Origin of the sequence: Ottowia sp., assembly GCF_046348305.1 — a bacterium.
In the GTDB taxonomy this organism is placed as follows: domain Bacteria; phylum Pseudomonadota; class Gammaproteobacteria; order Burkholderiales; family Burkholderiaceae_C; genus Ottowia.
Genome location: NZ_JAXMEM010000004.1, coordinates 352,312 through 372,715, shown reverse-complemented (window position 1 = coordinate 372,715; position 20,404 = coordinate 352,312). Strand labels below are relative to the sequence as shown.

General features: G+C 67.4%; 18 protein-coding genes and 2 pseudogenes. 15 read left to right on the top strand and 5 right to left on the bottom strand.

The features are described 5' to 3' along the window. Positions 1-52: 52 nt before the first annotated feature. Positions 53-1,363: a Glu/Leu/Phe/Val family dehydrogenase gene (locus tag U1F38_RS05935; protein ID WP_409986120.1), complete on the bottom strand. Its 1,311-nt coding sequence runs from the start codon at positions 1,361-1,363 to the stop codon at positions 53-55. 248 nt (positions 1,364-1,611) lie between these two features. Here U1F38_RS05935 and mnmG point away from each other — a divergent pair, with 248 nt between their 5' ends. From mnmG to U1F38_RS05860, 15 genes and pseudogenes are all read left to right on the top strand, one after another. Then, the gene (gene mnmG, locus U1F38_RS05930) at positions 1,612-3,594 is read left to right on the top strand and encodes a tRNA uridine-5-carboxymethylaminomethyl(34) synthesis enzyme MnmG (RefSeq protein WP_409986119.1); all 1,983 of its coding nucleotides are present in this window, start codon (positions 1,612-1,614) and stop codon (positions 3,592-3,594) included. Positions 3,595-3,602: 8 nt separating this feature from the next. Then, positions 3,603-4,244, top strand: a complete 642-nt coding sequence (gene rsmG / locus U1F38_RS05925) for a 16S rRNA (guanine(527)-N(7))-methyltransferase RsmG (RefSeq protein ID WP_409986118.1) — start codon at positions 3,603-3,605, stop codon at positions 4,242-4,244. 63 nt (positions 4,245-4,307) lie between these two features. After that, positions 4,308-4,925 (top strand): LysE family transporter, encoded by a 618-nt coding sequence (locus U1F38_RS05920; protein ID WP_409986117.1) that lies wholly within the window; start codon positions 4,308-4,310, stop codon positions 4,923-4,925. Positions 4,926-5,120: 195 nt separating this feature from the next. Beyond that, a complete protein-coding gene (locus U1F38_RS05915; RefSeq protein ID WP_409986116.1) occupies positions 5,121-5,903 on the top strand; it encodes a ParA family protein in 783 nt (260 codons plus the stop codon). 237 nt (positions 5,904-6,140) lie between these two features. Then, positions 6,141-7,310 (top strand): acyltransferase family protein, encoded by a 1,170-nt coding sequence (locus U1F38_RS05910; protein WP_409986115.1) that lies wholly within the window; start codon positions 6,141-6,143, stop codon positions 7,308-7,310. A 125-nt stretch (positions 7,311-7,435) separates the two neighbouring features. Next, on the top strand, positions 7,436-7,999 hold the full coding sequence (locus tag U1F38_RS05905) for an RBBP9/YdeN family alpha/beta hydrolase (RefSeq protein WP_409986114.1): 564 nt from the start codon (positions 7,436-7,438) through the stop codon (positions 7,997-7,999). Between the two features lie 18 nt (positions 8,000-8,017). Next, entirely contained in the window at positions 8,018-8,977 is a 960-nt protein-coding gene (locus tag U1F38_RS05900; protein WP_409986113.1) for a ParB/RepB/Spo0J family partition protein, read from the top strand. 49 nt (positions 8,978-9,026) lie between these two features. Next, positions 9,027-9,629 (top strand): midcut-by-XrtH protein, encoded by a 603-nt coding sequence (locus U1F38_RS05895; protein WP_409986112.1) that lies wholly within the window; start codon positions 9,027-9,029, stop codon positions 9,627-9,629. Between the two features lie 65 nt (positions 9,630-9,694). Continuing rightward, positions 9,695-10,468, top strand: a complete 774-nt coding sequence (locus U1F38_RS05890; RefSeq protein WP_409986111.1) for a sterol desaturase family protein — start codon at positions 9,695-9,697, stop codon at positions 10,466-10,468. A 102-nt stretch (positions 10,469-10,570) separates the two neighbouring features. Beyond that, positions 10,571-11,281 carry a class I SAM-dependent methyltransferase gene (locus tag U1F38_RS05885; protein ID WP_409986110.1) on the top strand — a complete coding sequence of 237 codons (711 nt, stop codon included), beginning with the start codon at positions 10,571-10,573 and terminating at the stop codon, positions 11,279-11,281. 122 nt (positions 11,282-11,403) lie between these two features. Further along, positions 11,404-12,465 (top strand): peptidoglycan-binding protein, encoded by a 1,062-nt coding sequence (locus U1F38_RS05880; protein ID WP_409986109.1) that lies wholly within the window; start codon positions 11,404-11,406, stop codon positions 12,463-12,465. A gap of 59 nt (positions 12,466-12,524) precedes the next feature. Then, a complete protein-coding gene (locus U1F38_RS05875; RefSeq protein ID WP_409986108.1) occupies positions 12,525-13,016 on the top strand; it encodes a BON domain-containing protein in 492 nt (163 codons plus the stop codon). A gap of 55 nt (positions 13,017-13,071) precedes the next feature. Then, positions 13,072-13,383, top strand: coding sequence for a HigA family addiction module antitoxin (locus tag U1F38_RS05870; RefSeq protein ID WP_409986107.1), 312 nt, complete (start codon positions 13,072-13,074; stop codon positions 13,381-13,383). A gap of 64 nt (positions 13,384-13,447) precedes the next feature. Next, positions 13,448-13,783: a multiprotein-bridging factor 1 family protein gene (locus tag U1F38_RS05865; protein ID WP_409986106.1), complete on the top strand. Its 336-nt coding sequence runs from the start codon at positions 13,448-13,450 to the stop codon at positions 13,781-13,783. Continuing rightward, positions 13,783-15,069: pseudogene (locus U1F38_RS05860) on the top strand (type II toxin-antitoxin system HipA family toxin). The gene U1F38_RS05865 and the pseudogene U1F38_RS05860 overlap by 1 nt, the downstream one beginning before the upstream one ends. Before the next feature lie 39 nt (positions 15,070-15,108). Here U1F38_RS05860 and U1F38_RS05855 read toward each other — a convergent pair. The 4 genes and pseudogenes from U1F38_RS05855 to cas9 form a co-directional block, all read right to left on the bottom strand. Next, a pseudogene (locus tag U1F38_RS05855) lies at positions 15,109-15,260 on the bottom strand (FAD-linked oxidase C-terminal domain-containing protein); the annotation flags it as partial. A gap of 390 nt (positions 15,261-15,650) precedes the next feature. Beyond that, positions 15,651-15,959 carry a CRISPR-associated endonuclease Cas2 gene (gene cas2, locus U1F38_RS05850; protein WP_409986105.1) on the bottom strand — a complete coding sequence of 103 codons (309 nt, stop codon included), beginning with the start codon at positions 15,957-15,959 and terminating at the stop codon, positions 15,651-15,653. Between the two features lie 35 nt (positions 15,960-15,994). After that, positions 15,995-16,903: a type II CRISPR-associated endonuclease Cas1 gene (gene cas1, locus U1F38_RS05845; RefSeq protein WP_409986104.1), complete on the bottom strand. Its 909-nt coding sequence runs from the start codon at positions 16,901-16,903 to the stop codon at positions 15,995-15,997. After that, positions 16,890-20,303, bottom strand: coding sequence for a type II CRISPR RNA-guided endonuclease Cas9 (cas9, locus tag U1F38_RS05840; protein WP_409986103.1), 3,414 nt, complete (start codon positions 20,301-20,303; stop codon positions 16,890-16,892). The genes cas1 and cas9 overlap by 14 nt, the downstream gene beginning before the upstream one ends. Positions 20,304-20,404 lie beyond the last annotated feature (101 nt).

Genomic DNA, 20,404 nt, shown 5'->3' with positions numbered 1-20,404 from the left:
CCGGCGCCGTGGCGGACGCGCCTGCCGTGCAGGCGCCCCGTCGGCCCCGCGCTCAGGGATAGAGCCCGCGCAGGTCGCGCGCGTTCAGGATGCGCGTGCAGGCGACGATGTAGGCGGCGGTGCGCAGGCTGACCTGGTGCTCCTGCGCCGTTTGCCAGACGGCGTCGAAGGCGTGCTTCATGATGCCGACCAGGCGCCGGTTGATCTCGTCCTCGTCCCAGAAGAAGCTGGAAAAGTCCTGCACCCACTCGAAGTAGCTGACGGTGACGCCGCCGGCGTTGGCGATGACGTCGGGCACCACCAGCACGCCCCTGTCGTGCAGGATGTCGTCGGCCTCGGGGGTGGTGGGGCCGTTGGCGCCTTCGATCAGCATCTTGGCCTTGATCTTGCCGGCATTGGCCTGGGTGACCTGGCCTTCCAGCGCGGCGGGCACCATGATGTCGCACTTGCAGGCCCAGAAATCGGTCGGCGTGATGGCTTCGCCGCCCTTGAAGCCGGCCACGCCACCGGTCTTGGCCACGTGCTCCAGCAGCTTGGGCACGGCCAGGCCCTTGTCGTTGGCCACGCCGCCGGTGTGGTCCTGCACCGCCACCACCAGCGCGCCGGCCTCGGCAAACAGCTTGCCGGCAATGCCGCCGACGTTGCCAAAACCCTGCACGGCCACGCGCGCGCCCTCGATCGGCAGGCCGATCTGCTTGGCCGCCTCGCAGGCCACGGTGAACACGCCGCGCCCGGTGGCCTCGCGCCGGCCCAGCGAGCCGCCCATGTCCACCGGCTTGCCGGTGACCACGCCGGTGGCGGTGGAGCCCACGTTCATGGAGTAGGTGTCCATCATCCAGGCCATGATCTTGTCGTTGGTGTTGACGTCGGGCGCGGGAATGTCCTTGCTGGGGCCGATGATGATGCCGATCTCGCTGGTGTAGCGGCGCGTCAGGCGCTCCAGCTCCTTGTGCGAGAGCGTGCGCGGATCGACGCGGATGCCGCCCTTGGCGCCGCCGTAGGGCACGTTGACGGCGGCGTTCTTGATCGACATCCAGGCCGACAGCGCCATCACCTCGGACAGCGTCACGTCCTGGTGAAAGCGCACGCCGCCCTTGCCGGGGCCGCGGCTGGTGTTGTGCTGCACGCGGTAACCCTCGAAGTGGGCGATGGTGCCGTTATCCAGCTCGATGGGCACGTCCACGATCAGCGCGCGCTTGGGGCGCTTGAGCGTCTCGACCCAGCGCGCCAGACTGCCCAGGTAGGGCGTGACGCGGTCGATCTGCTGCAGGTAGATGCCCCAGGGACCCAGATGCTTGGGATCGAGGTAGGACGGCAGGGCGTGCGTGGTGGACACCGGCGCCGCGGGTTTGGCTGTGGCCATGAGAGAGTCTCCTTGTTCAAACCGCCGCCCCTCGGTCGTGCTGCGGAGGCGACGGCCCGATTGTCTCGCAGGACGCGGCGTCGGCTGCGGCGCGGTGGCTTTTCCGCGGCGGCGACCGGACCTCGCGTCAACGCTATTCAATTCATAGCTGGCGACGACATGCCGACAGCGCGAACAGCCCCAACGCCTATAAAATAGGCAGTTTGGCGCCACGGCCCGTCCTGTGGCGCGCCCCGGAGCATCAGCGCGTGACTTCCTACACCCATCCCCAGCATTTCGACGTGATCGTCGTCGGCGGCGGCCATGCCGGCACCGAGGCGGCGCTGGCGGCCGCGCGCATGGGCGCGCAAACCCTGCTGCTGACGCACAACATCGAAACCCTGGGGCAGATGAGCTGCAACCCCAGCATCGGCGGCATCGGCAAGGGCCACCTGGTGCGCGAGGTGGACGCGCTGGGCGGGGCGATGGCCATCGCCACCGACGAGGCGGGCATCCAGTTTCGCATCCTGAACGGCAGCAAGGGCCCGGCCGTGCGTGCCACGCGCGCGCAGGCCGACCGGGTGCTGTACAAGGCCGCCATTCGCCGCCGGCTGGAGAACCAGTCCAATCTGCTGCTGTTCCAGCAGGCGGTGGATGATTTGCTGCTGGACGGTGACCGGGTGGTGGGCGCCGTCACGCAGGCGGGCATTGCCTTTCGCGCCCGCGCGGTGGTGCTGACGGCGGGCACCTTTCTGGACGGCCGCATCCATGTGGGGCTGGACAACTACGCCGCCGGCCGCGCAGGCGACCCGCCGGCCGTGTCGCTCTCGCGCCGGTTGAAGGAGCTGCAACTGCCGCAGGGGCGCCTGAAGACCGGCACCCCGCCGCGCCTGGATGGCCGCACCATCGACTTCAGCCGTTGCGAGGCGCAGCCGGGCGACGGCATGCCCGGCGGGCAGGGCAGCGCGATGCCGGTGTTCAGCTTCATGGGGCGCGCGGACATGCACCCGCGCCAGCTGCCGTGCTGGATCACGCACACCAACGAGCGCACGCACGCCATCATCCGCTCAGGTTTTGATCGCAGCCCCATGTTCACCGGCAAGATCGACGGCGTGGGCCCGCGCTATTGCCCCAGCGTGGAAGACAAGATCAACCGCTTTGCCGGCAAGGACAGCCACCCCATCTTTCTGGAGCCCGAGGGCCTGGACACGCACGAGGTGTATCCCAACGGCATCTCCACCAGCCTGCCGTTCGACATACAGTACCAGCTGGTGCGCAGCATCGCGGGCCTGGAGAATGCGCACATCCTGCGGCCGGGCTACGCCATCGAGTACGACTACTTCGATCCGCGCGCCCTCAAGAGCAGCTTCGAGACGCGGCAGATCGCCGGCCTGTTCTTTGCCGGCCAGATCAACGGCACCACCGGCTACGAGGAGGCGGCGGCGCAAGGCCTGTTTGCCGGCATCAACGCCGCGCTGCTGTGCCGCGGCGACGCGGCCTGGCTGCCGCGTCGCGACGAGGCCTATCTGGGCGTGCTGGTGGACGATTTGATCACCAAGGGCGTGACCGAGCCCTACCGCATGTTCACCAGCCGGGCCGAATACCGCCTGCAACTGCGCGAGGACAACGCCGACATGCGCTTGACCGAAACCGGCCGCCGCCTGGGCCTGGTGGATGACGCGCGCTGGGACGCCTTCAACCGCAAGCGCGACGCTGTTTCACGTGAAACCGAGCGGCTCAAGTCCATCTGGGTGAGCCCGCAAAACCTGCCAGTCAGCGAGAGCGAGCGCGTGCTGGGCAAGGCGATCGAGCACGAGCACAAGCTGTTCGATTTGCTGCGGCGCCCCGACGTGGGCTATGCGGACCTGATGGGGATGAACGCCGGCCAGTACGCCACCACCGATGTTTCACGTGAAACCTTGGGCGACCTGGCCCAGGCCGTCATCGAGCAGGTGGAGATCGCGGCCAAATATTCGGGCTACATCGATCGCCAGCGCGAGGAAGTGGGGCGCGCCGCGCTCCACGAGAATCTTCGCCTGCCGGCCGACCTGGACTACATGCAGGTTGGGGCGCTGTCGATCGAAGTGCGCCAGAAGCTGCAAAAGCACCGGCCCGAAACCCTGGGGCAGGCCTCGCGGATTTCGGGGGTCACGCCGGCGGCGATTTCGCTGCTGCTGATCCACCTGAAAAAAAAGAGCGGCCTGGGGACCTTGCAGGCCGATTTGCCGGCGCCGGGCGCCCGCGCCGCGTGAGCGCGGGTTTGCAGACCCCGTTGCGCCAGGGTGCCGCCGCGCTCGGCTTGACACTGGGGGACGAGGTGCTTGCGCGCCTGCTGGACTATCTGGGCCTGCTGTCGAAATGGAACCGGGTCTACAACCTGACGGCGGTGCGTGACCCCGCGCAGATGCTGACGCACCACCTGCTCGACAGCCTGGCGGTCATCGGGCCGTTGCGCCGCCACACCCAGGGCGCTGCCGCAAACCTGCTGGACGTGGGCAGCGGTGGCGGCTTGCCGGGCGCCGTGATCGCCATCTGTTGCCCCGAGTTGTCGGTGAGTTGCGTGGACACGGTGGCCAAGAAGGCCAGCTTCATTCAGCACGCGGCAGGCGCCCTTGGCTTGAAAAACCTGCGCGGCGTGCATGCCCGGGTTGAATCGGTCGAGGAGCGCTTCGACGTGGTGACCTCGCGAGCCTTCGCCTCGCTGGCCGATTTCGTCACCGGCTCGCACCGGGCCTTGGGCGAGCAGGGCGTCTGGATGGCGATGAAGGGCAAGCGGCCGGATGAGGAAATTGCGGCCCTGCCACCGTTTGCCCAAGTGTTTCACGTGGAACCGTTGACGGTGCCCGGCCTCGATGCCGAGCGCTGCCTGGTCTGGATGCGCGAGCAAAACACCAGCATCTGACGGCTCTGTCACGGGTTTTCGCAAGCGCATCACGTACACTGGGCAACCCACCCGGTTGACCCCATGTTTTTTGGCATTTCCGACTACCCGGCCTATGTGGCCGCCTTGCTGCTGTTCCTGCTGCTGCCCGGCCCTGGCAACCTGGCCATCGTCTCCAGCACGGCGCAGGGTGGCGTGCGCGGGGGCGTGGCGGCCACGCTGGGCATCATCGTGGGCGACCAGATTCTGCTGTGGTGCGCCGTGGCCGGCGTGGCGGCGCTGTTGCAGAGCTATCCCGGCGTGTTCGCCGGCGTGCAGTGGCTGGGCGCCACCTATCTGGCATGGCTGGGCTGGCACCTGCTGCGCGCCAAGCCGGGCGCCGCGCCGGTGCTCACCATCCGGCCACACCATTTCTTCAAGCAGGCCTTTTTCATCACCTTGCTCAACCCCAAGGCGATTGTTTTCTACATGGCGTTTTTTCCGCTGTTCGTCGATCCGGTGCGCCATCAGGGCTTGCTGACCTTCGGCGTGATGGCGCTCACCATTGCCGTGCTGGGATTTTTCTATGGCCTGGTGGCCAGCATGCTGACCCAGCGCCTGGCGCAGCGCCTGCGCGCCAGCCCGCGCATGACGCAATGGCTCAACCGCGTGGCCGGCGTGTTCCTGATCGGTTTTGGCCTGCGCCTGGCGCTGACGCCTTGATGCACGCCAGAAACAACCGGACGCAGAGGACGCAAAGGATTCGCAAAAGACGCAAAAGGAACACCAGAAATTCGGTTTTTGCTCCATTCCAATTCAACCTGTTTTTGAATTTTTTGCGTCCTCTGCGTCATTTTTGCGTCCTCTGCGTCCGGCTGTTCAAACCGCTTCCAACCCCCGCCACGATCACCTCCACCCATGGCCCAGATCTTTTGCATTGCCAACCAGAAGGGCGGCGTCGGCAAGACCACCACCACCATCAACCTGGCGGCCGGCCTGGCCAAGATCGGCCAGCGGGTGCTGCTGGTGGACCTGGACCCGCAGGGCAATGCCACCATGGGATCGGGCATCGACAAGCGGGCGATGGACTTGTCGGTGTATGACGTGCTGCTGGAATCCTGCACCATTGCCGAGGCGGCCGTGGTGCCCGACAAGCTGAAGGAGGCCGGCGCCGCCTACGCCGTGCTGGGCGCCAACCGCGAGCTGGCCGGCGCCGAGGTGGAGCTGGTGGGCGAAGAGCGCCGCGAGCGCCGCCTGAAGGACGCACTGGCGCAAGTGAGCGCCGACTATGACTTTGTGCTGATCGACTGCCCGCCGTCCCTGAGCATGCTCACCTTGAACGGGCTGTGCGCCGCCCAGGGCGTGATCGTGCCCATGCAGTGCGAATACTTCGCGCTGGAGGGCCTGGCCGACTTGACCAACACCATCCGGCAGGTGCACGCCAACCTCAACCGCGATTTGCGCCTGATCGGCCTCTTGCGCGTGATGTTCGACGCGCGCATCACGCTGCAGCAGCAGGTCAGCGACCAGCTCAAGGCGCACTACGGCTCCAAGGTGTTCGACACCATCATCCCGCGCAACGTGCGCCTGGCCGAGGCGCCCAGCTACGGCCTGCCGGGGGTGGTGTTCGATCCGTCGGCCAAGGGCAGCAAGGCTTTTGTCGAGTTTGCTCAGGAAATGGTGCGTCGCGGGTTGACATGACACACCCCCAATCTCCACTGGCTGCGCGATGGCATGCCCATCCTCTTGCCGAGACCGCCGCCCGGGGCTGCGGCGACCCCGGCCACGGCGATTGCTGGCCTGCTTCGTGGCCTTTTGGCGCTGTGGATTTCATGGGCTGCGGGTGGTGCTCCGCGCCGTGGACTTCTGCGATGAAGCCGGATTCGCGGCAAAATAGCGGCCCTGCCGGCGTGTGCACTGCGCTGGGCGCTATCAAAAATGAATCAATTCGTTACTGGCCGGCCGGCTGCCAGCGCGGCGGCGACCGAGCCCTGGATCGACTGGGGCAAGGCCCTGGCTTCGCAACTCATCGTGTGGCACCACCTGGTGCATTACGGGCCCCTAGCGCCGCGTCTGTCGGCGTTCGCGCCCGGCCTGCTGGCCTGGCTCAACGACCGCGCACTGTATGCCGTGCAGGTGTTTCTGGTCATCGGCGGTTATCTGGCTGCGCGCAGCCTGTGGCCGCAGCCGGGGTGCCCGCGCGTGGGCCCCGCCGACTGGGCGCCGCGCGTGGCCCAGCGCTGGCGCCGGCTGATGCCGCTGTATGCCGCCGCCCTGGTGCTGGCCGTGGTCTGCGCCGCCGCCGCCCGCGCGCTGATGCAGGACAACGACACGCCCGGTGCCCCCACCCTGGCGCAGTTGCTCGCGCACGCGCTGATGCTGCAAGACCTGCTCAGTCAGCCCGCGCTCAGCGCCGGCGTGTGGTATGTGGCCATCGACTTGCAGCTTTACGCGCTGCTGGCCGGCCTGGCCGCCCTGCTGGCCTGGGTGCAGGCGCATGCCGCGCCCGCGGCCAGCCCGAGCGAGCCGCGCTGGGGCGGCCTGGGTGCGCTGGCGCTGGTGGCCCTGGCGCTGGCGTCCATCGGCGTGTTCAACCTGCGTGCCGAGCTGGAAGTTTCGGCCCTCTATTTTTTCTGCAGCTATGCGCTGGGCGTGCTGGCGGCTTGGGGCCGTGGCGCCGCCAGCGACGCGGCGCGCGAGCGCTGGGGCCTGTTGATCGTGCTGCTGGCCGCCTGCGGCCTGCTGCTGGCCTGGCGCGACCGGCTGGCCCTGGCGGCCCTGTGCGCCGCCTTGCTGCTGTGGCAGCCCGAACGCGGCGCGCCGCGCGCGGGTGCCTGGGCGGCGGCCGGGCGCATCGCGACGGCATTGGCGGCCCTCTCGTATGCGCTGTTTCTGGTGCACTACCCCGTCAGCCTGCTGGTGACGGGGGCGACCGTGCACTGGCTGCCGGTCGGTGCGGGCTACGCCACCGCCGCCCTGGTGCTGACCTGGGCTCTGAGCCTGGCCCTCGCCTGGGCGCTCACCCAGGCGCTGGCGCCGGGCGTGCTGGCGCGCCGCGTGTGGCAACCCGGCGTGGCGTGGGCGCGCGCGGGGCACTGGGGGCATTGACATGAACGCGCCGGGTCGCTCCCAAGCGCGAATCCCGCAGCGCACAGCGCGGAGGGTAGTCCAGTGACCGCGCCGGGCCGCTCCCAAGCGCGAATCCCGCAGCGCGCAGCGTGGAGGGTCGTTTAATGACCGCGCCCGGCGTCCTTCTTCTGCCGGGCTGGTTGGACAGCGGCCCCGGCCACTGGCAAACCCGCTGGCAGGAGCGCCACGGCTTTGCGCGCGTCGAGCAGCACGACTGGCAGCGCCCGCTGCGCGGCGACTGGTGCGCGCGCCTTGAAGAGGTGGTGCTGGCCCAGCCGGCAGGGCGCCCGCTGCTGCTGGCCGCACACAGCCTGGGCTGCCTGCTGGTGGCGTGGTGGGCCGCGCATTCGCGTTCCACGCCGCGCGTGGCCGGCGCGCTGCTGGTGGCGCCGCCCGAGATCGAGCGCGCCGACCTGCGCCAGCAAATCCCGGGCTGGGCGCCGCCCGCGCGGCAGCGCCTGCCCTTTGCCAGCGCGGTCGTGGCCAGCAGCGACGACCCGTTTGCCAGCCTGGAGTACGCCACCCAACTGGCCGCCGACTGGGGTGCGGCCCTGCACGGCATCGGCGCGCGCGGTCACATCAATGCCGACTCGGGTCTGGGCGACTGGCCCCAGGGCTTGCAGTGGCTGCAGGATCTGGCCGCCGAGCCTTTGCCAGCCAATCGTTAGAACGCAGGAGCATCCTTCATGGTCACCAAAAAACCCAAGGGCCTGGGCCGCGGCCTCGACGCCTTGCTTGGCCCCACGGCCCCCGCCATCGACCCGGCGGCCAACCCCGCCGGCACGCCCATGCTGCTGGCCCTGGACGAGATGGGCCCCGGCCAGTACCAGCCGCGCACGCGCATGGACGAAGGCGCGCTCTACGAGCTGGCCGAGTCCATCAAGGCGCAGGGCATCATGCAGCCGATCCTGGTGCGGCGGCTTTCAGGGTCAAAAGCGGCTCCAGCACAGGATGGGAAAGCGCAAGCAGCTATCAATTCGGGAATAAACTACGAAATCATCGCCGGCGAACGCCGCTTTCGCGCGGCCCGGCTGGCGGGCCTGGCCGAGGTGCCCGTGCTGGTGCGCGACGTGCCCGACGAGGCCGCCGCCGCCATGGCGCTGATCGAGAACATCCAGCGCGAAGACCTCAACCCGCTGGAAGAAGCCCAAGGCCTGCAGCGCCTGATCCGCGAATTCGGCCTGACGCACGAGCAGGCCGCCCAGGCCGTGGGCCGCAGCCGCAGCGCCGCCAGCAACCTGCTGCGCCTGCTGCAGCTGACCGAGCCGGTGCAAACCATGCTGATGGCCGGCGATCTGGACATGGGTCATGCGCGCGCGCTGCTCACGCTGGACGGCGCCGCGCAAATCACCGCCGCCAACCAGGTGGCGGCGCGCAAGCTGAGCGTGCGCGAGGCCGAGGCGCTGGCGCGCAAGCTCTCGGCCGAGTTCAACCTCACGGCCCCGCGCAAGCCCGCCGGCGCGCCCGACAAGTCCGGCGACGTGCGCCGGGTGGAGGAAGAGCTGTCGGACCTGCTGATGGCGCAGGTCGAGGTGCGCGTCAAGAAGTCCGGCCGGCGCAGCGATGCACAGGCCGGCGAGCTGGCGATCGCGTTTGCGTCGCTGGATGAGCTCAACGGCTTGATCGAGCGCCTGCGCGGGCCGTAGCCAAAGGGGCGCCCGGAACCCGGTGGGTTGTCCGGGGCGAATCGGCCCCTTGCATGAATCGGGATTTCGTGTTGGAATTCGCGAAATTTCGGCAAAGAAAGTGTGGGTATTCACCATGGCGCGCGCACCAATGAAACAGGCCAAGGCCGCCGCGGCCTTGCTGGCATGGGGCGTTCTGCCCAGCGCTTGGGCCGGCGTGCCCGTCGTCCCGGGTGCCATCGTCTACGCGCCCCTGTCCAACGCCGCTTCCGTTCCAACCCTGGGCGAATGGTCGCTGACGCTGATGGCCCTGTTGCTGGCCGTGGTGGCCTATCGCGTCTTGCGCGGTCGTGTCAACGGACGCTTGTTGACTCCGCTGCTGCTGACCGGCGGGCTGACCGCGGCGGGGCTGGCCGGCCATGATCTGGTGGGTTTGGCCCAGGCCGTGGTGCCGCAGGCGCAATTCAACCAGGCGGCCGGAGGCAGTGTCGGCGTGGGTGTCGGGGAGACGCAAATCATCAACACCTCGGGTGTGCCGCAGCAGGTCAAGTCGATGTCGACGCAGGCGGGCTATTCTTTCGTCGTGCCACCCAGTTCACCGCAATGCCAGGTCGGCACCACCGTCGCGCCGAGCGGCATATGCTATGTGGATATCTCGAGTCCAGTGGAGTGAGCTGCTCGGGTTCGTTTGACCGAGGTTCAGGACCGCGCATGACCGCCTGAGCGCTGCGAACACCGATGGTTCAGCTGTACATCGCCGCCGCCGTCCTCTGTCTGGCGGCGGTTCTTTTTCTGGAATCGCTGGCGCCCCTGCACTCGGGCGACGTACCCCTGCGCCGCTGGGCCCACAACGGGGCGCTCTCGGTGCTCTCGGTCGGCACGGTGCTGGCAACGCCCTTGTTGTTCTGGGCGGCCGCGGGCGCCCTGGGCCTGCGGCCGGGCAGCGGCTGGCTGGCGCGCTGGGGGCTGCCCCCCTGGGGTCAGTGGATGATCACGTTCATCGTGATGGACGGCCTGGCCTATGCGCTGCATCGCCTCTCGCACGTCGTGCCCTGGCTGTGGCGCCTGCACGCCGTGCACCACAGCGACGTGCAGCTGGACGCCACCACCACGCACCGCCATCACCCGCTGGAGAGCCTGTTGACCACCGCTGCCACCGTGCCGGTGCTGGTGCTGCTGGGGCCGCCGGTGCTGGCGGTGCTGGCCTACAGTGTGGTGGCGCTGGCCGTCAGCACCGCGTCGCACGGCAACCTGCGCCTGCCCGCCGCGCTGGACCGGTGGCTGTGGCCCTGGGTGGAGACGCCGGCGTATCACCGCTTGCACCACAGCGCCCACCAGCCGCAGACCGACAGCAACTACGCCACCGTGCTGCCCTTGTTCGACCACCTGCTGCGCAGCGCCGGCGAGGTGCCGGGTGATGCGGGCCAACTGCTGACCATGGGCCTGCGGTCGCAACGCGATGCGGCCAGCCAGACCGTGTGGGCCTTGCTGCGCGCGCCGTTTCGAGACTGAGCAGTCACGGTGGGCCCGATCGGCCGCTTTTTTTCCGTTGCATGCCTGCCGCGCACAAGGTGTAAGCTGCGCGCTCGCCGACATGCGGCAAAACCTACCACCATGCCATTGCCCCGCAGCCGAGTCCCCGATCCGCTTGAAATGCTGGCGCTGGCGCGCGCCTTGGCCGAGCATCCCGTCACCGCGGTGCGCGCCGCCCGGGCGGGCGTGGTGCGCTTGCGGCGCGCGGTCACGCGCTCGCCGCGCTCGCTGTTTTTGCGCGAACTGGTCAGCCAGCCGCTGGCGGTGGGCGCCATCTGCGCCAGCTCGCCGCACCTGGCCGCGCGCATGGCGGCACTGGTCGATCCGGCCAGCGACGGGCTGGTGGTGGAGCTGGGCGGCGGCACGGGTGTCATCACCGCGGCGCTGCTGGCGCGCGGCGTGCCGCCGCAGCGGCTGGTGGTGGTCGAGCAGTCCGCGCGCCTGACGGCCCACCTGCGCCAGCGCTTTGCGGCGGTGCAGGTGCTGCAGGGCGACGCGGCCGATCTGCCGCAGCTGCTGGCGCGGCTGGACGACGAGCGTCGGCGCTTGCCGGTGTTGCACATCGTCTCGGGCCTTCCGCTGCTGTCCATCCCGCAGCCGTGCCGGGGGCGCATCCTGCACGCCGGCGCCGCCGTGCTGGCGCCACAGGGGCGCCTGCTGCAGTTCACCTACGCGCTGCGCGGCCCCTCGCCGTGGCAGCAGGCGGGCCTGGCCTGCCTGCGGCGCGAGCGCGTGCTGGCCAATCTGCCGCCGGCGCGGGTGGACGTGCTGGGCCCGGCCCCGCGCGCGTGACTTTGGGCCTCGGCTGAGGCTTTGCCCACGCGGCCACTGCGGGTATCATCACCGCCCGCCGGCGCGCGCGCTCCGGCCATTCCCATCGAACGAAATCCACCCAAGGAAGAGGAGCCTTTTTCATGTCCACCCCCAAGCATCTTGCATTGACTGCCGCCGCCGTGCTGGCCGCGCTGGCCCTGGCCGGCTGTGAAACCACCGACATGAAAATGGGCAGCGCCGACGCGAAAACGGTGGCCACCGGCAGCGCCGCCGGCGCCGCCACGTCGGGCGCGAGCGGGCAACTGGAGCGCTGCGCATCGCCGCTGGGCACCGTCTCGCTGGTCGAGAACCAGAACGCCGGCTGGTACACCATCCTGCGCAACGAATACAAGCTGCCGCCCACGGCCAACCTGCTGCGCCTGCTGGTGCAACAGTCCAACTGCTTCATTGTGGTCGAGCGCAGCGCCGCCGGCATGAACGCCATGAACCGCGAGCGCGAGCTGATGGCCTCGGGCCAGATGCGCCAGGGCAGCCAGATGGGGGGCGGCCAGATGGTCGCGTCCGACTACGCCATGTCGCCCGAGATCATCTTCAGCGAAGGCGACACCGGCGGCGTGGGCGGTGCGCTGGGTGGGCTGATCGGCGGGCGCGCCGGCGGCCTGTTCGGCGCCGTGGCCGCGGGCACCAAGACGCGCGAGGCCAGCACCATGCTGACCCTGGTGGACAACCGCTCGGGCGTGCAGGTCGCGGCGTCGGAGGGCAGCGCCTCCAAGACCGACTTCGGCGGCTTTGGCAGCCTGTTTGGCGGCAGCGCCGGCGGCGGCCTGGGCGGCTACCAGAACACGCCGCAGGGCAAGGTCATCACCGCCGCCTTCATGGATGCGTACAACCAGATGGTGCGCGCGCTGCGCGGCTACAAGGCGCAAAGCGTGCAGGGCCAGGGCCTGGGCGGCGGCGGCCGGCTGGGCGTGGACGGCGGCGCCGGCCCCTCGCGCACCTCCATCCCCGGTCAGGGCGGCAAGACCTTGTCCATGCGCGACGCGCAGGCGCGCCTGAACGAGCTGGGCTACAACGTCGGCACCCCCGACGGCAGCGCCGGCCCCAAAACCGCCGCTGCGCTGCGCGCCTTCCAGCGCGACAACGGCCTGCAACCCAGCGGCCGGCTGGACGCCGCCACGCAGGACGTGCTGGCCGGCAAGTGAGCGGGGTGGGGCCCGGCCCCATCCCCCTTGCGGCCCGCAGTCGCGGACGGGCAATCCCCATGCGCTGGCCCCTGCTTGCCCTGTGCCTGGCCGGCGCGGCCCACGCCGACGGGCCGGCCACCCCAGCGCGCACCAACGCCTTCAACGACCCTTTCGTGCAGGTCACCGCGGCCATCGCCCACTGCCCCGTGCCCGAGGGGCCGCTGTATACCGAGCAGGAGGTGCGCGAGCAGCAGCACGAGCGCACCCAGCACGGCACCAGCTGCTACACCTCGGGGCGCTGCCGCCTGCCCAATTCGTACCAGTACGACGCCGAGATCATCCCGCGCGTGCAGAAGTACATCCAGTACGACCCGCGCTTTGCCGACACCAGCGTGTGGGTGCTGGGCCAGCGCCGCATCGTCACGCTCAAGGGCTGCGTGCAGTCGGTGGAGCAGGGCCGCCTGCTGGAGCAGTCGGTGGGCCTGGTCGATGACGTGATGGGGGTGGTCAACCAGCTCGCTGTGCCAGGCGTGACAAAGGGGCCGGCGCCGTACAGGGTGGCGCGATGAAAAGCGTGGAAATCGTCGATTGCCACTGACGCCAGCACCATGCAAGGAGAAAGACATGTTCAAGAACGGTATGCGCCCCATCCACCCCGGCGAAGTGCTGCGCGAGGACTACCTCAAGTCCATGGAGATGAGCGCCAACGCCCTGGCCAGGCAGCTGCATGTGCCCGCCTCACGCATCAACGACATCGTGTTGGAGCGCCAGGGCATCAGCGCCGACACCGCCCTGCGCCTGTGCCGCTTTTTTGGTGGCGATGCGCAGTCGTGGCTGAAATTGCAGACGGCGTATGACCTGCGCGTGGCCGAGCTCGATGAGGCGCTGCAACGGGCGGTGCAGGCGGTTTACCCCATGCAAGAACAAATCGCGTAAGCGTTCGAATTATTCATAATGATTCCAATGAGGCTGTTTATATATATCAAACAACCTCATTGGAATGCTTAAATCAACACCTTCCATTCCACTGCCAGTCAATCGCGCCCTGCTCAAGCTCGGCGCCGATCTGTCTTTGGCGCGCCGGCGTCGGCATATCTCGCAAGCCTCGCTGGCCGAGCGCATGGGGGCCTCGCTCTCGACCGTGCGGCGCATGGAAAAGGGCGATGCGCGCGTGCCCATCCATTTTTTTGCCCGTGCGCTGCATGTGTTTGGCGAACTGCAAGCACTGGAGCATTTGCTGGACACACCCCATGACGAAATCGGACTGGCGCTGATGGATGAGCAACTGCCCAAGCGGGTGCGCAGCAAGTCCGGCCAGCCTTCGGGGGCGCTGTGATGGCGACACCTACAACCCTGCGCCAGGAGGTTCAGGTCGGCATCGGCAAAGCCGCGCTGGCGCTGGGCACGCTGGTGTACGCCCGGCAGGGGCGGCGCGAGCACTGCGCCTTTGCCTATGACCAGGCCTGGCTGAACCATCCCGAGCGCTTTGGCGTATCGGCCGATCTGCCGCTGGTGGCGGGCTACCAGGCGCACAAGGCGGCCAGCGCGCACGATTCGGTCTTTCACGGGGCCATTGCCGATACCGCCCCCGATGCCTGGGGGCGGCGCGTCAACGGCCCGCGACCACGCCAAGCGCCGCCGCACCGACCCGCAACTGCCCGCGTTGACGGAGCTGGACTATGTGCTGGCGGTGGACGATTTCAGCCGCTTGGGCGCATTGCGGCTGGGTGGCGCGGACGGCGCATGGCAGCGCACCGTGGAGCAGGGCCAGCGCAGCACGCCGCCCTTGATCGAGTTGGAGCCGATCTTCCATGCCAGCCGGGCGGTGGAGCGTGGGCAGGAAACCGCCGAAGACCTGCGCTACCTGCAGGGCAAGGGCACGTCGCTGGGCGGCATGCGACCCAAGTGCACGCTGATTGACCCAGATGGTCGCCTGGCCATCGGCAAGTTTCCCAGCGTGCAGGACGTGCGCAGCGTGACGCGCGGCGAGGTGCTGGCGCTGCGGCTGGCTGCCTTGGCGGACCGGCGCGCGTGGTGCTGCTGGGCAGCGGCAACGAGCAGGTGCCGGTTGCCGTTATCAAGCGCTTTGACCGCGATGGCGAGGGTGGGCGCATTCCCTACCAGTCGGCGGCCTCCTTGCTGCAAGCCGCGCGCGAGGACGAGCGCAGCTACACCGAAGCGGCCGACGCCATCCGCTCCCATGGCTACGCCCCCGCGCAAGACCTGCATCAGCTTTGGCGGCGCCTGCTGTTCAACCTGCTCATCACCAATGTGGACGACCACTTGCAAAACCACGGTTTTCTGCATGTGGCGCACGGGCAATGGCGGCTGGCGCCGGCGTTTGATCTGAACCCCTTCCCCGACAAAGAGCGCGAATCCAAGACCTGGCTGTCCGAGCAGGACGGGCCCATCACCGACGTGGTCATGTTGCTGGCGCGCGCCGCCTACTTTGCCCTGGACAAAGCTCAGGCCTTGGCGGTGCTGGGCGAAGTGCATGGTGCGGTGCGCCAATGGAGGCAGTTCGCACAAGCGCCCGAGGTGGGCTTGCAGGCACGGGAGCTTGACGATTTCGCGCCTGCTTTTGAGCACGTACAAATGGATGCGGCGGCGGGCTTGCTGTGATGGCGCCCGTGGGGCGGTGCCCGGTTCGCCGCGCTCAACTCAACGGAACACCTTCCCTGGGTTCATGATGTCCAGCGGGTCCAGCGCCCGCTTGATGGTGCGCATCAGCGCCACCGCGCCTTCGCCCGCCTCGTCCACCAAAAAGCTCTCTTGTGCAGACCCACGCCGTGCTCGCCGGTGCAGGCGCCGCCCGTCGGGGGCACGATCTTGGGCGCGCGTCGCACCCTGATGAACATGCGCGAAGCGCTGACTTGGATTGGGAGGGTTTACCCGCCCAATCCAAGTCATAGCTCCCTCTCTCACCCCGGATAGCTACACTAGGCGCGCTTGATTTCCACTCACACATTTTGTTGTAGCTCCCTCTCTCACCCCGGATAGCTACACTCCAGCTCGATGAGACCATGCGCAAGGCTGGGTTGTAGCTCCCTCTCTCACCCCGGATAGCTACACTTTTGCTGCGTTCGGCCACCAGCGAGCCAGAGTTGTAGCTCCCTCTCTCACCCCGGATAGCTACACTTGGCCCCCGCGAAACCCGCGCCCCGCCTTGCGGAGCGCGGGTTCTCGTCCTTGCAAATCGCGGTTCAGAACAGCGCAATCTGCGCTGCGTTGACCTTTTTTTCCTGAAACAACGGCAGGCCGACCAGCAGTTTCATGCTGGTGAACTGCTTTTCCGTCACCGTCAGCATGCGCACCGAGCCTTCTGGCGGCAGGTTGGCGACCAGGCGTTGCATGTGTTTTTCGGCCGCATCGCTGCCGTTCAGGATGCGGCCATAGACCGAGAACTGGATCATGTCGTAGCCGTCGTTGAGCAGAAAGCGGCGAAACACGGTGTAGGCGCGTCGGTCGGACTTTGTGACCACGGGCAGGTCGAAGAACACCAGCATGCGCATGAATCGCCTCGTGTCCTGGCCCATGGCGCGCGCCGCTACATCTCGAACGCGTGCTGCCGCAGCTTGATCAGGCCGGGCAGCTCCAGCACCTGTTCGCTGCCGCCGTCGTACAGGCGCGCCAGCGATTCGGCTGCCTGTTCGATCGAGGCCAGCACGCTCATCTGCCCGCGCGGCATGGCCACGTCCACGTTGAGCAGGCCGACCAGCGCCACCTTGTCGACGGGCTGCAGTTTGGCGTCGTCGGGGCGCGCCGGCTGCTGCGCCACGTGCAAATCGACGATGGGACGGTAGGGCTCGATCAGGTCGTCGGCCAGGTTGAAGGCGTTCTGCTCGCTGCTGTGAAACAGGCCGATGCTGGGCAGCATGCCATGCGCCACCAGCGCGCGGGCGCAGGCGCCGCGCAGCACCGCGTAGCCGTAGTCCAGGGCGGCATTCGTCCAATTCTCCTGGCTGCGGTGAAAGCTGCGACCGAACACCTGCGGAAAATAGTAGGCGCTGGCCTGCGCTTCAAGATTGCCACTGTCGCCGGAGCGCACGCGCCGCGCATACGACGCCAGCCGGTCGGCCCCGGCCACGCGCACCAGCTCCATGCAGCGCGCCTGATTGTTGATCTTGCTTTGCACGATGCGCGCCCATGCGCGCTTGGTGCTTGGTTTGTCCAGGTCGAGTTGCAGGCGCTGCATGCGCGTGGCGCGGCTGTGCTGCAGGAAGGGCATGAACACGCCGTTGGGTTGGTGGTTGTCGCCCGTGCTGTACAGGCCGATGCCGTAATCCGCGCAGGCCGAAAGCACCGGGTGCGTGAGTGTGATTTCGCGGTGATTGAGCACGATGACAGCAATGTCCTCGAACGGCACACGTGCGCTTTGCTCCTGCTCCACCACCAGCGCGAAATGCTCGCGCCTGAGCTTTGCTGGTTGGTTGATGATCACGCTACGCCAGACCACGGCGGGTCTCCTTGGGCGCGGGATAGCAATTGCCCAGTACATCAACGTTGAACCTCTCGAAGAACAGGGCGGTTTTGACGCCGATGCCTTCGATCGCGCCATCCTTGCGATCAACGGTGCTGCGATCGTGCAGCCACAGATTGATGTTGCCCGTGCCACGGTGGGCGCTGGAAAAGTACCCTTCGATGATGGGCTTTCCCTTCTGCTGAACGCGGATGAAGTCATTGGGATATACCGAAAACAAGAATTCAAAGCTCTCGTCGATCAGAGTCCACTCGGTTTCGTCCTTGAACGCCACAATCGCCCGATTCGGCAATCCCGTCACCCGGTGATGCACATACACCGGCACCAGGTGGAACTTGCCTGCCTTGGTGAACACGTCCACGCGCAGCATGGCGTCGTTCTTGGCCAGGCCGCCGCGGATCGGAATGCCGCTTTGCTTGTCGCGCACCAGCTTGACGCTGCGCACGATGGGGCCGGTGGGCTGGCCGTTCTTGTCTGGTTTGCGCAGGGGGTTGTCGGGGCCAAAGGCCTTATCGGCCTTGCCGCCGTGGGCTTGCAACCGCTCCCGGATGGCGGCGTAAAGTCGCTCGTTGCGGTGCGGCTCCAACAGGCGCTCAAGGTCTGGCAGCTTCAGGCTGGTGAGCAGCACTTTCTCGATCACGCCGCCCTGGGCCTTCAGGCTGTCGGGCTGCGCATAAATGGTTTCCTTGTGCACGGCGCCGCCGTTGCGCCGCTGCGGCGCGCGTGACACGAACACGGTGCGCATATCCGCCAATGCCTGCGGCGAATAGCTGCCCAGCCGCAGCATGTCTTCGCGCAGCGCCGCCAGATCGTCGGTGAACAGCCTCGCCTGCAGTTCGTGGCGGAAGTGCGGCCAGGGCTCGGGAAAGTGCTTCTTGCCCTTGTCGAACGCGGCGGGGTTGAGAACTTCGCCGGTTTCCGGATCCGGAAAGCCTTCACTCAGGAACTCCAACTCCTTGGTGCGCGCGTGGTCGGCCAAAGCCTTGACCATGCCGTGCGTGCAAGCGGCCACCACGGCGGCGTCCAGCGCGTGGTGACGGTCGCTCTCGGCGCGTACCTTGGTCAGACCCCAGCGGGCGCGCAAGAAGCCGGTGAGCTGGCCGCTGACCACCACGCAGCGGCGGTTGCGGTCGCCATCGGGGCGCTCAGCCAGTTGCAGGTGTTCTTCAACGTAGTTCTTGAAGAACTTGCAGATGTAACGCGTGTCGTTGAGATTGCGGTCGATGAAGCCCCGCGCTTCGTCCTGGCCGTAGTTCTTGCGCAGCAGGCGTGTGCGCTTGGCCATGCGGTAGGCCTTGTTGCCCTGCACCCAGGCGGCGAAGGCGCGCCAGCGCTCGCCGTCTTCGCCGCCCGGAAAGCTGGTCAAGTATTCATAGGCCGTGCGGTTGCCCTTGTTCTGGTTTTCGCGGGTGAGCACCAGCACCTTGTTGTTCTTGCTGTCGTCGTAGCTGCGCGAATAAGGCAGGGCGTGGTCGACCTGGGTGTTGCCATCCAGAAAGATCTCATTGCAGTCGCCGCTGGGCGCCAGCGGTTGCAGCGAGTAGGCGCATTGGCCACCCTGCTCCTTGTAGAGCAGCCATTTCTCGAAGTCCTTGCCGTTGGGTTTGCGCTTGAACAAAGTCTCGAAGTCGTCGCGCAGTTTTTGGTTGCGTTCCTTGAACTCGTCCTGGAGCTTTTGCACTTCGCGGCGTTCGTCCAGCGGGCGCGAGAGGTCGCGCGCCATCTCGATGTGCACGGCCATGGGGCTGCCGTGGCGCCGGATCAGCGCATTGACCACCTTGCGCGCCTGGTTGAGCGCGCGTAGCACCACCGGGTTGCGCGGGACGTTGGCGTCTTCACGGAATTGCATCGAGCCCACGCGGTCGCTCTTACCGTACTTGCGTTCGTGCTCGTAGAACGGAGGCAGGTACAGGCGTTTACTGGCGTCGGGCGTCGTCAACTGACTGTGGTGGCCATACTCCGAGATTTGCGCCACGGCTTCGTCGTAGCGCAGGCCCTTTTCCATCAAGGGCACGATGCGGCGCAGCGCCTTGAGCGAGAGGCTGGAAAACTTGTCGAAGCTCAACTGCTCCAGCACGGCGATGCAGGTGTCGGACTCGGGCAAGTTCAGCCGGCGCAACTGTTGCACCACCTCAGCGCCGTCCTTGAAGACGCTGAGCACCCAAGCGATCTGATCGAGCAGCTCGGGCTGGCCCTCAAGCGCGGGCGTGCCGATGCGTTGCCACAGTGACCCGTGGCCGGCTTTCTCGAAAGCCTTGCGCAGGGTGTTCCACGTGGGCAGTTTGACCAGTGCTTGATCTTCTGGGTCTTTGGCCTTGTCGTTCTCCTTCTGCGCGGTACTGGGGTAAGACAGGCCACCGAAACGCACGTCGGCGCTCCACAGCCCGGCCTTGACCAGCGTGTTTTTGAGTGACTTGTACTTGAAATTTTCGGTCTGGTAAGGCAGTGCCAACGCAGCAGCGCGCTCGGCCTCGTTCAACGGCCGCGAGCGGCCGTCTTCGACGATGCGCAGATTGTTGAGTTTGGTCAGCCAGACATGGCGCTCGGCCGTGAAACTGGCCTTGGGCGCGCGGAACTCTGTCTTCTCGAAAGTGCATTTGCCCAGCATCTTGAGCAGGTCCGCGCCCGACAGGGCGGGTTTTTGCTGCCAAAACAGGCCACCCTTGCGGTCGCCCGAGCCCAGCAAAAGCGCCTCGAATCGTTCACTCGCGTGCGGGTTGCCCAGCCGACGCTGGGTGGCAAACAGCAGCGCGAACTCCTGGCCAAGCAGCACGCGCGCCAGCGCCTTGTCGTACTGCCCTTGTTTGTTGCGCTGTGCCGTGGGGAATTCGGCCAGAACCATCTCGGCGGCGCTGCGATAGCCCTTGGCCTCCATCAGCGCTTTGGTGCTTTTGAGGCCTTGCTTGACCCGCCCGCCTTCTGCGTCGCTGTCGGCGGCGGCTTCTTCGGCTTTGCTGATCCAGTGAAAGCCCCGGTGCTTGCACAGGTGATAGATCACGCGCGCCCATTCCAGCGGGGCGAGCCGCCGATCCAGCCCCGCCCGGCGCAGTTCCCAGGCGCTGACCAGGTGTTGGCGCTTGGCGTTCGTGGGATCCGGTTCGACGAAGGCGGGGCTGTGCGCGAACAGCCTGGCATCCTCGATCAGGCCTTCGCGCTTGAGCAGCCGCGCCAGTTGCGTCAGCCGCCAGGCGCGCCGGTACAGGCGGCGGCGCAGCAGCCGCGCCTGGCGGCGGGTGAGGTTGAGCGGGTCGCCCTCCTTGGCGGTTTCGGCCTTGTCAAAGCAGCGCACACCCAGATCGACGATGCGCTGCTCATCCAGGACAGCCCAGCCCACCGAGGCGATGCCGATGTCCAGCCCAAAAACGTACTGCGCCATGAAACCTCCCTTGCTATACTCGGCCCCGATTGTGGTTATCCGGGGTGAGAGCCGTTGCTGCAATAAGGAGGGGTCGAAAGACCCCGTCCGTACCCAAAAGC

Excerpts from the sequence above, each read along its gene's own strand:
- U1F38_RS05935 (WP_409986120.1), bottom strand. The coding sequence starts at position 1,363 with ATGGCCACAGCCAAACCCGCGGCGCCGGTGTCCACCACGCACGCCCTG.
- U1F38_RS05920 (WP_409986117.1), top strand. The coding sequence starts at position 4,308 with ATGTTTTTTGGCATTTCCGACTACCCGGCCTATGTGGCCGCCTTGCTG.
- U1F38_RS05915 (WP_409986116.1), top strand. The coding sequence starts at position 5,121 with ATGGCCCAGATCTTTTGCATTGCCAACCAGAAGGGCGGCGTCGGCAAG.
- U1F38_RS05910 (WP_409986115.1), top strand. The coding sequence starts at position 6,141 with ATGAATCAATTCGTTACTGGCCGGCCGGCTGCCAGCGCGGCGGCGACC.
- U1F38_RS05905 (WP_409986114.1), top strand. The coding sequence starts at position 7,436 with ATGACCGCGCCCGGCGTCCTTCTTCTGCCGGGCTGGTTGGACAGCGGC.
- U1F38_RS05900 (WP_409986113.1), top strand. The coding sequence starts at position 8,018 with ATGGTCACCAAAAAACCCAAGGGCCTGGGCCGCGGCCTCGACGCCTTG.
- U1F38_RS05890 (WP_409986111.1), top strand. The coding sequence starts at position 9,695 with ATGGTTCAGCTGTACATCGCCGCCGCCGTCCTCTGTCTGGCGGCGGTT.
- U1F38_RS05885 (WP_409986110.1), top strand. The coding sequence starts at position 10,571 with ATGCCATTGCCCCGCAGCCGAGTCCCCGATCCGCTTGAAATGCTGGCG.
- U1F38_RS05880 (WP_409986109.1), top strand. The coding sequence starts at position 11,404 with ATGTCCACCCCCAAGCATCTTGCATTGACTGCCGCCGCCGTGCTGGCC.
- U1F38_RS05875 (WP_409986108.1), top strand. The coding sequence starts at position 12,525 with ATGCGCTGGCCCCTGCTTGCCCTGTGCCTGGCCGGCGCGGCCCACGCC.
- U1F38_RS05870 (WP_409986107.1), top strand. The coding sequence starts at position 13,072 with ATGTTCAAGAACGGTATGCGCCCCATCCACCCCGGCGAAGTGCTGCGC.
- U1F38_RS05865 (WP_409986106.1), top strand. The coding sequence starts at position 13,448 with ATGCTTAAATCAACACCTTCCATTCCACTGCCAGTCAATCGCGCCCTG.
- cas2 (WP_409986105.1), bottom strand. The coding sequence starts at position 15,959 with ATGCGCATGCTGGTGTTCTTCGACCTGCCCGTGGTCACAAAGTCCGAC.
- cas9 (WP_409986103.1), bottom strand. The coding sequence starts at position 20,303 with ATGGCGCAGTACGTTTTTGGGCTGGACATCGGCATCGCCTCGGTGGGC.